Annotated in this window: 14 protein-coding genes and 1 pseudogene; 14 read left to right on the top strand and 1 reads right to left on the bottom strand. The window is 71.4% G+C overall.

The annotated features are described in order from the left end of the window. Window positions 1–49: 49 nt before the first annotated feature. From SXIM_RS17970 to SXIM_RS18035, 14 genes and pseudogenes are all read left to right on the top strand, one after another. The gene (locus tag SXIM_RS17970) at window positions 50–1,342 is read left to right on the top strand and encodes an alanine racemase (protein ID WP_030728345.1); all 1,293 of its coding nucleotides are present in this window, start codon (window positions 50–52) and stop codon (window positions 1,340–1,342) included. A gap of 125 nt (window positions 1,343–1,467) precedes the next feature. Continuing rightward, complete coding sequence (locus SXIM_RS17975) at window positions 1,468–2,502, top strand: ParB/Srx family N-terminal domain-containing protein (protein WP_053116236.1); 1,035 nt, start codon at window positions 1,468–1,470, stop codon at window positions 2,500–2,502. Window positions 2,503–2,528: 26 nt separating this feature from the next. Beyond that, window positions 2,529–3,416: a hypothetical protein gene (locus SXIM_RS17980; protein WP_030728339.1), complete on the top strand. Its 888-nt coding sequence runs from the start codon at window positions 2,529–2,531 to the stop codon at window positions 3,414–3,416. A 67-nt stretch (window positions 3,417–3,483) separates the two neighbouring features. Continuing rightward, a pseudogene (cpaB, locus tag SXIM_RS17985) lies at window positions 3,484–4,232 on the top strand (Flp pilus assembly protein CpaB). 25 nt (window positions 4,233–4,257) lie between these two features. Continuing rightward, the gene (locus tag SXIM_RS17990) at window positions 4,258–5,481 is read left to right on the top strand and encodes a CpaE/TadZ family protein (RefSeq protein ID WP_030728333.1); all 1,224 of its coding nucleotides are present in this window, start codon (window positions 4,258–4,260) and stop codon (window positions 5,479–5,481) included. 191 nt (window positions 5,482–5,672) lie between these two features. Beyond that, window positions 5,673–6,029: a TadE/TadG family type IV pilus assembly protein gene (locus tag SXIM_RS17995; protein ID WP_030728330.1), complete on the top strand. Its 357-nt coding sequence runs from the start codon at window positions 5,673–5,675 to the stop codon at window positions 6,027–6,029. Next, a complete protein-coding gene (locus tag SXIM_RS18000) occupies window positions 6,026–6,433 on the top strand; it encodes a TadE/TadG family type IV pilus assembly protein (RefSeq protein WP_046724678.1) in 408 nt (135 codons plus the stop codon). Before SXIM_RS17995 ends, SXIM_RS18000 begins: the two co-directional genes overlap by 4 nt. A 16-nt stretch (window positions 6,434–6,449) precedes the next feature. Beyond that, entirely contained in the window at window positions 6,450–7,796 is a 1,347-nt protein-coding gene (locus SXIM_RS18005) for a TadA family conjugal transfer-associated ATPase (RefSeq protein WP_046724679.1), read from the top strand. Beyond that, window positions 7,796–8,779 carry a type II secretion system F family protein gene (locus SXIM_RS18010; RefSeq protein WP_234306782.1) on the top strand — a complete coding sequence of 328 codons (984 nt, stop codon included), beginning with the start codon at window positions 7,796–7,798 and terminating at the stop codon, window positions 8,777–8,779. The genes SXIM_RS18005 and SXIM_RS18010 overlap by 1 nt, the downstream gene beginning before the upstream one ends. A gap of 18 nt (window positions 8,780–8,797) precedes the next feature. After that, window positions 8,798–9,691 (top strand): DUF5936 domain-containing protein, encoded by an 894-nt coding sequence (locus SXIM_RS18015; protein ID WP_046724680.1) that lies wholly within the window; start codon window positions 8,798–8,800, stop codon window positions 9,689–9,691. A gap of 268 nt (window positions 9,692–9,959) precedes the next feature. Then, window positions 9,960–10,166 (top strand): hypothetical protein, encoded by a 207-nt coding sequence (locus SXIM_RS18020; RefSeq protein WP_053116237.1) that lies wholly within the window; start codon window positions 9,960–9,962, stop codon window positions 10,164–10,166. A 74-nt stretch (window positions 10,167–10,240) separates the two neighbouring features. Beyond that, the gene (locus SXIM_RS18025) at window positions 10,241–10,756 is read left to right on the top strand and encodes a hypothetical protein (RefSeq protein WP_053116238.1); all 516 of its coding nucleotides are present in this window, start codon (window positions 10,241–10,243) and stop codon (window positions 10,754–10,756) included. A 37-nt stretch (window positions 10,757–10,793) separates the two neighbouring features. Next, a complete protein-coding gene (locus SXIM_RS18030) occupies window positions 10,794–11,417 on the top strand; it encodes a hypothetical protein (RefSeq protein ID WP_046724681.1) in 624 nt (207 codons plus the stop codon). A gap of 5 nt (window positions 11,418–11,422) precedes the next feature. Then, window positions 11,423–12,163, top strand: a complete 741-nt coding sequence (locus SXIM_RS18035; protein ID WP_046724682.1) for an OmpA family protein — start codon at window positions 11,423–11,425, stop codon at window positions 12,161–12,163. A gap of 21 nt (window positions 12,164–12,184) precedes the next feature. Here SXIM_RS18035 and SXIM_RS28580 read toward each other — a convergent pair whose 3' ends face one another. Further along, entirely contained in the window at window positions 12,185–13,915 is a 1,731-nt protein-coding gene (locus SXIM_RS28580; protein ID WP_053116240.1) for a serine/threonine-protein kinase, read from the bottom strand. Window positions 13,916–14,396 lie beyond the last annotated feature (481 nt).

The raw sequence follows: 14,396 nt of genomic DNA on the forward strand, positions 1-14,396 counted from the left end.
TGCTAATCAGGTGAGGCCCCCCGCGCTCGCCCCGCCCCCTGGAGTCGCCATGAGCACCGCCGCCCTGGACCAGCTCGCGGACGAGGTCGTCGACCACCGGTTCAAGGGCCTGCCGCCCGACGCCGCCGGGGCCACCGTGGGGCGGCTGCGGGCCCAGCGGCGTGATCTGTACACCGGCGGCTTCACCACGCCCGTCCTGACGCTGTCCGCCGAGGCCGTCGAGCACAATGTGCGCTCCCTGGACCGCTTCGCCTCCCGGCACGGCCTGGTGCTCGCCCCGCACGGCAAGACGTCCATGGCGCCGCAGCTCTTCCAGCGCCAGCTGGACGCCGGGGCCTGGGGCATCACCCTGGCCGTGCCGCACCAGGTACGGGTGGCCCGCGCCTTCGGCGTCCGCCGCGTCTTCCTCGCCAACGAGCTCGTCGATCCGGCGGCGCTGACCTGGCTCTCCGGGGAGCTGGAGGAGGACGCCGAGTTCCGGTGCGTGTGCTACGTGGACTCGGTGCGCGGCGTGGAGCTGATGGACGACACCCTGCGCGCCGTCGGCGGGAACCGGCCGGTGGAGGTCGTGGTCGAACTGGGTGCGCCCGGCGCGCGCAGCGGCGTGCGCGACGCCCGGCAGGCGGCGGCCGTCGCCGACGCGGTGGAGGGTACGGAGTCGCTGCTGCTGGTGGGGGTCGGCGGCTACGAGGGGGAGCTGCCGGACGCGGACGGCGACACGGTGCGTGAGTGGCTGAACGCACTGTCCTCGCTGGTGGTGGAGTTCGACAAGGAAGGGCGCTTCGCCGACACCCCCGAGATCATCATCAGCGCGGGCGGCAGCGCCTGGTTCGACGCGGTGGCCGAGGTCTTCGAGGAACTGCCCGATCTGTCCCGGCCGGTGTGCAAGATGCTCCGCTCCGGCGCGTACATCAGCCACGACGACGGCCGCTACCGCGGGGTCACCCCCTTTCGCCGTGTCCCGCAGGAAGGGTCGCTGCTGCCCGCGTTCCGGCTGTGGGCCCAGGTCGTCTCCCGTCCCGAACCGGGTCTGGCCCTGATCAACGCGGGCAAGCGGGACCTCTCCTACGACCTGGGGCTGCCCGAGGTCCAGGTGATCCGCGACGCCCGGGGCGCGGTGCGCGGCGGTGCGGGCCTGGTGGTGTCCCGGCTCGCCGACCAGCACGCCTTCGTCGTGCCGGACCCGGAGGCCGGGACGGACGGTGGCGCCGAGCCGCCGGAGGTAGGCGACTGGGTGGGTCTCGGGCTGTCGCACCCGTGCACCATCTTCGAGAAGTGGCCGCTGATTCCGCTGGTGGCGGGCGACGGCACCGTCACCGACTACATCCGCACCTTTTTCTGACCGCCGGGGTGCGGCCGTCCGCACCCGCACCCGAAGCCGCACCCGCACCGGAATGCGGTTCCGGTTCGCCCGGCCGCCACCCGGGGGCCACCCGTCGGTCATGCCGGGCTGTGATGTTGTCCGCTATGACCCCCTCCCGGACACCGCGGCGCCTCGCGCTGCTGCTCACCGTAGTGACCGTACTGACCGCGCTGGGCTCGGCCGGCACCGCGACCGCCGCGCCCGGTGCCGGTGCCCAGCCTGCCGCGAAGCCGCGGGCCGGGGAACTGATCACCGTCAGGCTCGGCGACCTGATGCCCACCCAGGCCGTGCTCGGCCACGACCAGATCCGCTACAAGCTGGGCCGCTACACCAGCACCAAGGACGAGGAACGCGGCAAGCCCAACAAGAAGTACGACGACTGGTGCGAGGCCAACGGCCAGGGCGAGGCCGCCACCGTCAAGGCCAACGCCCGGCTGGACAAGCCCCGGCGTTTCACCTGCACCATCCCGCTCGGCCGGGAGACGGCCGAGTCGCTGGCCGCCATGAAGACCGTCGTCGTCGGCCCGCGCGGCAGGCTCTACCTCACCGACGGCCACCACACCTTCACCAGCTTCCTCGAAATGCCCGACGGCGGCGCCAGGATGACGATCCGGGTGCGCGTCACGGACAATCTGAGCGCGCTCGGCGAACGCGCGTTCTGGCGCGAGATGGAGGGCCGCGGCTACGTGTGGCTGCGCGACGCCGACAACCGGCCCATCACCCCCGCCCAGCTGCCCACCCGGCTCGGCCTGCGCGCGATGGCGGACGACCCGTACCGCTCCCTGGTCTACTTCACCCGCGACATCGGCTACGCCAAGCCCGAGGACGGACCGAGTCCGGAGTTCCTGGAGTTCTTCTGGGCCGGCTGGCTGCGCACCCAGAGCGATCTCGACCCGGCCGGGTACGACCGCACCGACCTGAGCGGCTACCTCGCGCTCATCGAGGACGCCTCGCGCGCCATGGTCGCCCTCGACCCCGGCACCGAACTGCCCGGCAGCGGACGCACCGCGCAGCAGCTGGGACGCCTGGACGCCTTCGGCGCCAAGGAGTTCACCTCGCTCTCCGCCCCCCTGTCCGCCGACAAGCCCGGCAAGGTGGCCTACGCCCTCAGCTACCGGAGCACGCCCGGCTGCCGCTAGGCTTCGCCCCGACGGGAGGGGGCGGTATGCCGATTGCCATCGCCGTGACCAGCGCCGATCTGGTGCTGCCGGCCACGGATCCGCACACCCCGGCCGCCCATGTCCTCACCCCGCCCGGCGGGCAGGACTTTCCCACCGCCCTGGCGGAGGCGGCCGGGCTGCTGGAACGCCACGGCTACGTGATCGCCGTCTACCCGGCCACCACCCCGCGCGGCTACGTCCAGCGGCTGCACGCCGTGCGCGCCATGCTGGAGAGCGACCGGATAGCCCTGCTGCCGACCTCCCTGCCGCCGCTGGGTGCGGCCGTCCTGGTGCGCCAGCTACGGCAGTTGTCGGTGTGCGACTTCAGCCCCGGGGTGCTGGGCGCCGCCGCCCGGCTGCTGTCCCACTACATCTACGCGGGCGCGCTGCTCGGCTCGGCGTCCCGCACCGACCGGCTGCCGATCGCGCTGCCCCCCGTCACCGGGCCGCGTTCCTCGGCCTCGGGGCCGCACGCCGTACTGGCCAGGCCCACCGCCCAGCTCGTACGTGCCTCCGGAGTCGGCCTGGCCGGACCGCAGTTCGCCACCACCCTCACCTACGCCCCCGGTCAGCTCGACAGTGAGTGGGTCACCGGGCAACTCGCCCGGCAGTGGCAGGTCCAGGGGGTGCATCCGGTGCCGTTGCCCGAGCAGTCGCCGTCCTGGTGGCGCACCAACAAGCTGGTGGAGTTCGCCGCCGCCATCCAGGACGCCTCGGTGCTGTACCAGATGGTGTCCTCGATGCGTCAGGAAGCGTGCCACTGGTGCGGGTTCACCCTCATCGGGGACCGCTGCGCGTTCTGCTCCGCGCCGGTTCCGGCGGCGCGGGACCGGGTACCGAGAGCGATAGGCGGCGCGAGCGGCGGCGGGCAGCGCAAGGCACTCGCGCGGTGAGCGGTTTTTTCGCACCGATATCCACAACGGCCGACGCGCTGTCAGAAGCAGAAGGTAGAAAGACCCCATGAACGCTCGACAGCGCCGCGGTTCGCTTCTGCTGATCGTCTCGGTCCTGCTCGCCCTCGGCGCGTTCGCCGGGGTGGTGGCGGTGATCAACGACGTGGAGTCGAAGGTCGGCCCCGAGGTCACGGCGTACGAGCTGAGCGAGGACGTCGAGCCGTACACCGAGCTGCGCGCCGCCCAGCTGCGCGAAGTCACCATCCCCGAGCGGTACATACCCGACTCGGCGGTGACCGAGCTGTCCCAGATCGAGGGCAAGGTCGCTGTCTCGCCGCTGCGCGAGGGTTCGCTGCTCCAGCAGGACATGATCTCCGACCGGCCGGAACTCGCGCCGGGACAGCAGGAGATCGCGGTGCTCATCGACGCCTCCACCGGGGTCGCCGGGAAGATCTACCCCGGCGCGAAGATCAACCTGTACGCGGCGTTCCGGGCCCGCGACACCTCGGCCGACGACAGCGAGGAGATGGAGTTCGTCCGGCTGATGGTCAACAACGCCGAGGTGATCGAGGTCGGCGACCTGACGGAGGTCGAGGAGGACCGCCGTACGACGCAGGCGGTGCCGATCACCTTCGCCCTGGACCACCTGGACGCCGAACGGGTCACCTTCGCCGAGGCCTTCGCCGAGCAGGTGCGGTTGGCGCTGGTCGCCCCCGGGGAGGAGCAGGAGATCCCGAGGACGAGCGCACGTACACCATCGTGGGCGACATGAGCGGCAACCCGCACAGCGGCGCACCGTTGGGGATGGTTCCGTGATGAGCATGGGGTTGGGGTGGCAGGGATGACGACGCGCATTCTCCCGGCGGTGGGCGACCCGGACACCGCGCGCTCACTGATCACGCTGCTGAGCCAGCTGCCCGGCACCGAGCCGATGCGCGCGGTGCCCGATTCGGCGACCCTGCTGGAGACCCTGGCCGCGCTCTCCCACGAGTCGGTGGCCGGGCTGCCCGAGGTCGTGGTCGTCCACGAGCGCATCGGGCCGCTGCCCGCGCTGGAGCTGATCCGGGAGGTCGCGCTGCGCTTCCCCGCGGTGGGCGTGGTGCTGATCTCCGCCGACCCGACCGCCGGCCTCTACTCGGCGGCGATGGACGCGGGCGCGCGCGGTCTGGCCGGGCTGCCGGTGTCCTTCGAGGAACTGTCCACCCGGCTGGCCGCCGCCGCCCAGTGGGCCGCGGGCATGCGCCGCCACCTCGGCGCGGGCGAGAGCTTCGGCACCGGCCCCGGCGGCACGCTGATCACGGTCTCCGGCGCGAAGGGCGGAGTGGGCGCGACCCTGCTGTCCACCCAGCTGGCGCTGGCGGCGCAGCGGCCGGAGGGCCGCGGGGTGGTGCTGGTCGACCTGGACCTGCTCAGCGGGGACGTCGGCTCGTTCTTCGACGTGCAGTTCCGCCGCTCGCTGGCCGACCTGGCGGGCATCAGCGACATCTCCCCGCAGGTGCTGGCCGAGGCGGTGTTCACCCACCGTACGGGCCTGTCGATGCTGATCGCCCCGGCGGAGGGGGAACGCGGCGAGGACGTCACCGACACCACCGCACGGCAGTTGCTGGCGGCCGTACGCGCCCGGTACGACACGGTGGTGGTGGACTGCGGCTCGCAGATGAACGCCGCCACCGCCGCCGCCGTGGAACTGGCCGACACCGCGCTGCTGGTCACCACCCCCGACGTGATCTCGGTGCGGGCCGTCAACCGCATGGTGCGGATGTGGGACCGGCTGCAGATCCGCAAGGCGGAGGGCGTGACCACCGTCGTCAACAGGCTCACCCGCTCCAGCGCCATCCAGCCGCAGCTGATCTCCCGGATCACCGGCACCCAGGTCGCCCGGCAGACCGTGCCCGCCAACTTCAAGGAACTGCAGGAGGCGCAGGACGCCGGCCGCATCCAGGACCTGGACGTCAAGGGGCCGGTGCGCCGCGCCATGTGGGCGCTGGCCACCGAACTCGGCCTGGCGGCCCCGCAGCCCGCGGGCGGGGGCGGCGGCAGCCGGCGCAAGGGACGCCGGGGATGAGGACGGCCTTCCCGGCCGGGGCGCCGCGAGGCCGCTCCGGGCCCGGACGGGCCGGCCGTACAGCACGCCCGGTCCGGTCGGCCCGTGCGCACCCGGCACCGGCCGGAGCCGGGCGCACCGCCGGGGCCACCGAGCACGCGGACGCCCCGGGCTCCGTCTCCCCCGTACGTTCTGCGGGCGCCGGCCCAGCCGTGCGCCGCGACCGCGGCGCGGTGATGGTGGAGTTCGCCGGCATCTTCCCGCTGATCCTGCTGCTCTTCGCCGTCGCCTGGCAGTGCGCCGTCATCGGCTACGGCTTCCATCTCGCCGGCAACGCGGCGGACGAGGCCGCCCGCGCCGCCGCGGCGGCGGGCGGCGGTGAAGGGGCCTGCGGCACGGCGGCCCGCGAGCACATCCCCGCCTCCTGGTCGATGAGCGTCTCCTGCCCGCTGGAGGGCGTGGTCCGCACCGCCCGCGTCGAACTCCAGGTGCCGGTACTGTTCCCCGGCGCGTTCAACCTCCCCATCACCATCTCCGGCACCGCCGGCGCGGTGGAGGAGGACCGATGAGCACGCGGACGGAGAACACCGGGGCGAGACACGACGGGAGCGACAGCGCGACGGCGTACGGGGACCGGGGCGTCACCGCCGTCGAGTTCGCCGGCTGGCTCCCCCTCCTCGTACTCGTCTCACTCGCCGCGCTCCAGCTCGGCGTCGCCGGCTACACGGCGCTCCAGGCCGGCTCCGCCGCCCGGGCCGCCGCCCGCACCGCCTCCCAGGAGGAGATCGCCGACCAGTACCAGACCAGCGGGCGGGCCGCGATGAGCGGCTGGCTGGCCGCGAACACCGACTTCGAACTGTCCGCGTGCGGCGACGAGGCCACCGTCACCGCCCGCGTCACGGTGCCCTCCGTCCTGCCGTTCATGAGCGACCTCGGCCGGGCCAGCAAGACGGTGACCATGCCATGCGACTGACGAAGGGAGGCCGGCGATGGGCCTGAGATCACGCATCCACGCCCAGGAGGAGCCAGGGCCCGGCGCCGGACCCGGTGACAACAACCGGCTGGTCGCCGTCTACCGCGGCAAACTCCTGGAGGAGATCGACCTCGCGGAGATGTCCGCGCTGTCCACCGCCGACCGCCGCGACCGCCTGGAGCGGGTGCTGGGCCACATCCTCAGCCGCGAGGGCCCGGTGCTCTCCACCCAGCAACGCTCCCTGCTCATCCGCCGGGTGGTCGACGAGGCCCTCGGCCTGGGCATCCTCGAACCCCTGCTGGAGGACGCCTCCATCACCGAGATCATGGTCAACGGACCCGACCAGATCTTCGTCGAACGCTCCGGGCGCGTGGAGCAGCTCCCGCTGCGCTTCGCCTCCGAGGACCAGCTCATGCAGACCATCGAGCGCATCGTCTCCACCGTCAACCGCCGCGTGGACGAGTCCAATCCGATGGTCGACGCCCGGCTGCCCACCGGCGAGCGGGTCAACGTCATCATCCCCCCGCTGTCCCTCAGCGGCCCCGCGCTCACCATCCGCCGATTCCCCCGCGCGTACACCCTCGCCGAACTCGTCGACTTCGGCACCCTGGACCAGCACCTCGTGCTGCTGCTCGCCGGACTGGTGCGCGCCAAGCTCAACATCATCGTCTCCGGCGGCACCGGGTCCGGCAAGACCACCCTGCTCAACGCCCTCTCCGGTCTCATCCCCGACGGCGAGCGCATCGTCACAGTCGAGGACGCCGCCGAACTCCAGCTCCAGCAGAGCCATGTCCTGAGCCTGGAATCCCGGCCGCCCAACATCGAGGGCAAGGGCGAGGTCACCATCCGCGACCTGGTCCGCAACTCGCTGCGGATGCGCCCCGACCGCGTCATCGTCGGCGAGGTGCGCGGCGGCGAGACCCTCGACATGCTCCAGGCCATGTCCACCGGCCACGACGGCTCGCTCGCCACCGTGCACGCCAACAGCGCCGAGGACGCCCTGCTGCGCCTCCAGACGCTGGCGTCCATGTCCGAGATCAAGGTGCCCTTCGAGGCGCTGCGCGACCAGATCAACAGCGCGGTGGACGTGGTCGTCCAGCTCGTACGGCACCCGGACGGCACCCGCCGGCTGACCGAGATCGCGGTGCTCGCCTCGCACGGCCGCGAATCGTTCCGGATCGCCACCATCGCCGAGTTCACCGCCGAGCCGCTCACCCCGGGCGGCACGGTGCACGGCAGGTTCCGGCACTATCCGATACCGCGCGCCGTCGCCGACCGGCTCTACCTGGCGGGCGAGCAGATCCCGCAGGCGTTCGGGGTCCACCTGGACGACAGCCAACTGTCCACCCGGGAGGCGCAGTAGTGGTACCCATCGCACTGGAGAGCGGCGCGGCGCGGGCCACCCTGAGCCTGGCACTGGGCGCGCTGGTGCTGGCGGTGGCCGGACTGTACGTGTACGCCACCGGCCGCGCCGCGCGCCGTGCGCTGCTGCACCGGCTGACCGGCCCGGACGCCGGACCCGCCGGGGCCGGCACCGCCGACCCCGGGGACCCGGCCAGGGACCGCCCGTTCGCGGCGCTCGACCAGCGGCTGCGCCGGACGGCCGTGGGCCGCGCGATCCGGGTCAAGCTCCACTCCACCGGCCTGGAACTGACGGCCGGCGAGTACGTCGCGTACGTGCTGGGCGCGATGGCGGTGCTGTGGGCGGTCGGCCACGTGCTGCTCGCACCGTTCTTCGGCCCCGTCTTCGCCCTGGTCGCGATCTGGGGCGGCAACGCCTTCCTGGGCTGGCAGCGCGCCAAGCGCACCGAGAAGTTCATCGGCCAACTCCCCGAACTGGCACGCCTGATCGCCAACGGCACGGCGGCCGGCCTCGCCCTGCGCACCGCGCTGTCCATGGCGGCCGAGGAGATGGACGACCCGGCCGGCGCCGAACTCGCCCTGGTCGCCAACCAGCTCACCGTGGGCCGCTCGCTGGATGAGGCACTGGGCGAACTCGGCGAACGCCTCCCGTCGCGCGAACTGAACGTACTCGTCACCACGTTGATACTGGCCAACCGGGCCGGCGGCTCCATGGTGGGTTCCCTGCGGAACCTCACCGCCACCCTGGAGGAGCGCAAGGAGACCCGCCGCGAGGTACGCACCATGCTCGCCGAGGTCAACGCCACCGCGGTCACCGTGCCGCTGCTGGGCCTGGGTGCGCTGCTGATGATCAACGGCATGTCACCGGGCGCGCTGGGCCGGGTGACGGCGAGCCCCGGCGGACAGATCGCCATGGTGATCGCGCTCGTGATGTACGCCGTGGGCTTCGTGGTCGTGCGCCGCTTCGGCCGCATCGACGTCTGATCCGAGAGGAACACCGGCATGCTCGCTCTGCTGCTGGGCCTGGCCATGGGTGCCGCGGTCTTCGGCATCGTGATGGCGCTGCGGCTGCTGCGCACGGCCACCCCGCTGCCGCCCGACCTGGCGCTGGCGCTTGAGATCGGCTCCACCCGGGTGACGGCGACCGGCTCGGCCGTCGACCGCCTCGGAATGCGGTTCGCACCGCTGGTGCTGCGGCTGATGGGCCCCAAGGGCGTGGACCGCAAACGCCGCCGCATCGACCAGGCGGGCAACCCCCAGGGCCTGACGGTGGAACGCTACGCGGCGCGGCGGGCCGTGTACGGCATCTTCGGCGCGCTGGCGACCCTGAGCTTCATCGCCAATGGCTGGCCCTTCTTCGCCCTGTTCGCCCTCGCGTTCGGTGCGTTCGCGGCCGACGCGGTGATCTGGCAGAGCATCAGGGAACGCCGGGACGTCATCGACCGCACCCTGCCGGACTTCCTGGACGTGCTCGCCGTGGTCGTCTCGGCCGGCCTGGGCTTCCGGCAGGCACTGGAGCGGGTGGCCGGACGGTACGAGGGCCCGTGGGCCGATGAAGTGCGCATCACCCTGCGGCAGATGGACATGGGGGTGTCGCGCCGGCAGGCGTTCGACGACCTGCGGCGGCGCAACGACTCCGAGCCGGTGAACCAGTTCGTCACGGCGCTCCAGCAGGGCGAGGAACTGGGCGCGCCGATCGCCGAGACGCTCATACAGATCGCCACGGACATGCGCCGCACCGACGCCCAGAACTCCCGCCGCCGGGCCGCGAAGGCGATCCCCAAGGCGACGCTGGCGACCCTGGTCTTCATGGTGCCGGCGACGATGATCGTGATCGTCGTGGGAATGGTCCTCGGTTCAGGGGTGAACATTACGGATATTCTGAATCCCGGCTGATCAGGGCGACCGCGTCCAAGGGCCACGAAAACGTCCCTTCACCAAGGTCTCTCTGCCCAAGTGCCCCCGGGTGTGGCACAGTCAGTGCCAACAGGTGTGTGAAGGGGTTGGCCCGCAGGGAGCGGGAGGGGGTCAGACATGCTGCGTCCACGCTTCAACCAGGCGTCGCCCGGGCAGAGTCACTCCCCGAGCCCCGATACCGGGCACACACCACTTCGGGGCATGAGCATGCCGGCTGGAACGGGGCTGGCCGGGGGAAAAGGACGCCATGAGCAGGATGCTGCTGAACTGGAGAAAGACGGTCGTCACTCATCTGACGACCCGCCGCCACAGCGACCGGGGCGCGGGCTTCGTGGAGTATGCGGGGCTGCTGTTGCTGATCGCCTTGATCGTTGGGGCGGTATTCTCTCTGGGCATAGACAACACCATTGCCAATGCGGTGGACCGTGCGGTGCAGAGTGTGACAGGACGCTGAGACACGGGCGAGGCGACGGCGGCGATCGAGGAGCGATCTTTCCGCTCTACATAGCGATCGTCACCACGGTATTGGTGGCAGCCTTCACCCTCTTCGTCTTCGCGCAGGCCGCCGTCACCCGCAGCGGTGGCCAGTCGGCCGCCGACGCCGCCGCCCTGGCCGCGGCGAGGGAGTCCCGTGACCACCTCTACGAGCTCTTTCGGGACGCCATCCTGGAGGACGAAGACCTGGGCGATGTACTGGCCGGGGTCGACTTCCGCACGGGCGCGGCCTGCACGGAGGCCGCGCCCCGGCTCGCCGCACGGAACAACGCCGTCGTGACGGCGTGCGAACCGGACGTGAGCCGTTTCGGCTACACGGTGGAGGTCGAAACCCTGGACACGGTGGGTGATTCCTTCATCCCCGGCACCGAGAACCAGACGGCCCGTGCCACGGCCACCGCCGTCGTCGCGGCACGGTGTGAGCCGACCTCGCAGGAAGAGGAGGAGATCGGCCTGAGCTGTGATGAGCGGGACTGGTCCTTCGATCCACGGGATGACGGCGAAGTGCCGGAGGCCCGGGACCTGTTCCAGGTGTATCTGGACGACTGACCTGCTATGAGTTGAGCGCAAAGGACACCCATCCGAAATGGACCTCCGAGACAGCAAGTCCCGTCTGATCCTGATTGTGATAGCGCTGGGCGCCGCCCTGGTGATCGCGGTCGCCAGTTGTTCCGGCGGCGACGGCGACGGGGGAGGAGACGGCAGCGCGGGGTCCGGCGAGAGCACCGGCGGTGGCGGCTCCGACGACACCGATGACAAGCCGTCCGAGGGTGAAGACACCGGCGACGACGGCACCGCACCCGAGGACCGCGGACCGTTGTCCGAGGTGACCGGAGAAGGCGGGATGCGGCTCACCATCGACTCCGCACAGCGTGATACGGGCGGCTTCCTGACGGTGTCCGGGACCCTGACCAACGACGGCGCGGAACGCTTTCTGGAGATCGGCTGGCGAGGAGACGAGCGTGAACTGACGAACAACGGTTTCTCGATGGCCGGTTCCTCGGTCGTCGACAAGACGGAGGGGAAGCGCTATCTGATCCTGCGCGACACTTCGGGGCGCTGCCTGTGCACGCAGTTCGGCGGCGGCCTGAACCCGGGTGACTCCGTCGAGTGGTTCGCGCAGTTCCCGGCCCCTCCGGACGGCGCCACCGAACTCGACTTCAACATCGGCAACATGCCCCCTGCCTCCTTTGAGATCTCGGCCGGTTGATGGTGATGACTGAACATTCGAAGCGCTACTCCCTCCAGGTCATGGCGGCCACCGCCCTCACGGGTGTGGCCGTGCTGATGTTCCCCGCCCCCGCCCTCGCGGATGAGGGCGACGAGGACTTCGAGCAACCACCGGGCTATGAGGCCCCCGCCACACCCGATATCGATGCCAACGCTCCCGGCCTGATGCTGGGGGACGGTGCCTCCCTCGCCGAGCCGCGGGTGCTGGACATCAAGTTCATTACCGAGGACACCGGTGGTGGCACACAGGACCCACCGCCGAACAGTGGCGGCAACAACGACGAGTCCCCAGCCCCGCCGGATTCCGAGCCGGACCCGGATCCGGGATCGGGCCCCGCGGGTGAGCAGCGTGAGGAACGCACCGGCGGGCAGCACAAGTTCACGCTCCAGACCGATGTGGTCTTCGGCAAGAACAGCGACGAGATCAGCGAGGAGTCCCGCGCCGCCCTCGCCGAGGTGGCTGCCGCGATCGACGAGTACCAGCCCGAGCAGGTGAACGTCTTCGGCTTCACGGACAACCTGGGCTCGTACGAGAACGGCGTGACGCTCTCCGCCAACCGCGCGCGGAACACCCAGACGGTGCTCCTGGAACTCATCGCGGACCCGTCCGGCATCTCCTTCAACGTCCGCGGCTACAGCGAGGACTATCCGCTGTACGACAACGAGACCGAGGAGGGCCGGCAGAAGAACCGGCGGGTGGAGATCTCCTGGCCCAGCGGCAACTGAGCCGCCGGGCCGGAAGGTCCCTCAGTCGTTCGGGATCCAGCGGGTGGCGGTGGTGAGATAGGTGCGGAGCTCCTTGTTGTGAGGTTCCGGCTGGACGGTGTCGATCCACAGATGGACGATGCTGCCGTCCGGAGCCTCGATACAGATCCCCATGTCCTCGCGCAGGCTGGTGTCGCTCAGTACGTCGTCGATGGTGATGGGGTTGGGCAGGGTCGCTGAGCGGGCTGCGGCCGAGCACTCCTCCGGCGTGGGATCGGGAGCATCGACGGTGCCGGTGAAGAGGTCGGGGTCGAAGGCGATTCCGTCGCCGTTCGCCCGCTCCTGGCCGCAGTACTGGTAGTCGATCTGGGCTTCGTCGGAGTAGTAGTCCATGCTGCCGAAACCGACGCCGGTGGCCACGGTGAGCTCTTCAAGATTGATCCGGGTGAGGTTGGCACCGAGGCAGCTTCCCAGCTGGACGTTGACGTCCTCCGTGAAAAGGGGGGCCCTGATGTTCAGTTTCACGCCGCTCTTGTCCACGTGGTACTCGGCGTTCGGGTCCTGCTCCGCCGCCTCCTCGTCTCCGGGGGGCTCCTTGTTGGTCTCGGTGGACTCGGGGATGAATTCCCGCTCCGCCTCCGGAGCCTCCCCCGACGGCGATGTCGGGCCGCCCGCCCGGGGAGTGTCGTCGTCCCCGTCCGTCAGCAGCAGGGCCGCCGTCGCCCCGCCCGCGACCGCCGCCAGGACGGCCGTCGTGGCCAGCGCGATCGCCATCGTGCGGCGGGGCTTCGGTGCCGTGGGCGGCGGAACCGTCGGGGCCGTGGCCGGGAGGGGCGGCGGGGTGGGGGGCTGGGTGCCGTGGCGCTGCGAGACCTGGGTGGCCAGGCCCGCCGGGAGCCAGCTGTCGCGCCGCTGCAGGGTCTGGCCGGGGGACAGGGACCGGCACATCTCCACGACCTGCGCCGGTTCCGGCCGCTGTGCCGGGTTCTTGGCGAGGCAGGCCGCGATCATGGGCCGCAGGGCCTCGGGGGCGCGGGCCAGGTAGGGGTCCTCCTGCACGATCCGGTACATCAGCCCGTGCGCCCCGCCCTCCCCGAAGGGGTGGCCGCCGGTCGCGGCGAAGTGGGCGATGATACCGAGGGCGAAGACATCGGTGCCGGGCCCGGCCGGCGGGTTGCCCATGATCTGTTCGGGGGCCATGTACGCCGGGGTCCCGACGCGTACGTCGGTGCCGGTCAGGGCGGTGCTGTCGGCGGCCTGCGCGATGCCGAAGTCGATCACCTTCGGGCCCTCGGTGGCCAGTAGCACGTTGCCCGGTTTCAGGTCGCGGTGCACCACGCCCACCGCGTGGATGGAGATCAGCGCCTCCGCCACCCCGGCGACCAGCAGCAGCACCGTCTCCAGCGGCAGTGGGCCGTGCCGCCGCAGCGCCTCGGCCAGCGAGAGGCCGGGTACGTAGGCGGTGGCCAGCCAGGGCGCGGCGCCCTCGGTGTTGCTGTCCAGGACGGGGACGGTGTAGAGGCCCTGTACCCGGCGGGCGGCCCGTACCTCGGCGGCGAAGCGGCGGCGGAAGTCGGGGTCCTCGGCGAACTCACCGCGTACCACCTTCAGCGCGACGGGCTGTCCACCCCGGGTGTAGGAGAGGTAGACACTGCCCATGCCGCCCGATCCGATGCGGGCGAGCAGCTCGTAACCGGCCATCTCGCGTGGATCGTTGGGCCCCAGCGGACTGAACTGTGGCTGGGGTGGGGCGTGTTCGTCGTGCGCGGCCATGGTTCCCCCCTGGCGGTTACGGCGTACCGGCGTACCGCAGGCATCGTAGTGGGCGCCGGTTTCCGTCCCCAGTCGCCCCGCTCCGCCCGCCGGGGACCGCGCCGGCCGTGCCCCCTCGAACGGGTGTCCCTCCGCCGGGCTGTTCCGGGCCCCGTGCGCCCGGCGCGTGTCTCCCACCTGCGCCCCCGTGACCGCGAAATGAGGCCAGTGGATGACCGTGGGTAGTGTGGCGGAAGGGCTTGTGCCAAGGGGGTCACAGTCCAGTGTCACGTACGGTAGGGTTCCCTCAGTCAGTCACGCTGACATCCATAACTGCCAGCGTCGTCACTCCCACCCCGGCGACGTCTGGCGGGGCGGACCGTGAGCCACCCCCCCCGCTCCGGTCCCCCCATACAAGCGGGCCGGTCTGCCCTCCCCCCCACTCGGGCAGACCGGCCCGCAGTACGTCCGCACCCCTGCCGCTTCCGTGTGGCCGGCCCGT

Source organism: Streptomyces xiamenensis, assembly GCF_000993785.3.
GTDB classification, from domain to species: domain Bacteria; phylum Actinomycetota; class Actinomycetes; order Streptomycetales; family Streptomycetaceae; genus Streptomyces; species Streptomyces xiamenensis.

Coding starts and splice junctions, on each gene's coding strand:
- SXIM_RS17970 (WP_030728345.1), top strand. CDS start 50: ATGAGCACCGCCGCCCTGGACCAGCTCGCGGACGAGGTCGTCGACCAC.
- SXIM_RS17975 (WP_053116236.1), top strand. CDS start 1,468: ATGACCCCCTCCCGGACACCGCGGCGCCTCGCGCTGCTGCTCACCGTA.
- SXIM_RS17980 (WP_030728339.1), top strand. CDS start 2,529: ATGCCGATTGCCATCGCCGTGACCAGCGCCGATCTGGTGCTGCCGGCC.
- SXIM_RS17990 (WP_030728333.1), top strand. CDS start 4,258: ATGACGACGCGCATTCTCCCGGCGGTGGGCGACCCGGACACCGCGCGC.
- SXIM_RS18000 (WP_046724678.1), top strand. CDS start 6,026: ATGAGCACGCGGACGGAGAACACCGGGGCGAGACACGACGGGAGCGAC.
- SXIM_RS18005 (WP_046724679.1), top strand. CDS start 6,450: ATGGGCCTGAGATCACGCATCCACGCCCAGGAGGAGCCAGGGCCCGGC.
- SXIM_RS18015 (WP_046724680.1), top strand. CDS start 8,798: ATGCTCGCTCTGCTGCTGGGCCTGGCCATGGGTGCCGCGGTCTTCGGC.
- SXIM_RS18020 (WP_053116237.1), top strand. CDS start 9,960: ATGAGCAGGATGCTGCTGAACTGGAGAAAGACGGTCGTCACTCATCTG.
- SXIM_RS18030 (WP_046724681.1), top strand. CDS start 10,794: ATGGACCTCCGAGACAGCAAGTCCCGTCTGATCCTGATTGTGATAGCG.
- SXIM_RS18035 (WP_046724682.1), top strand. CDS start 11,423: ATGACTGAACATTCGAAGCGCTACTCCCTCCAGGTCATGGCGGCCACC.
- SXIM_RS28580 (WP_053116240.1), bottom strand. CDS start 13,915: ATGGCCGCGCACGACGAACACGCCCCACCCCAGCCACAGTTCAGTCCG.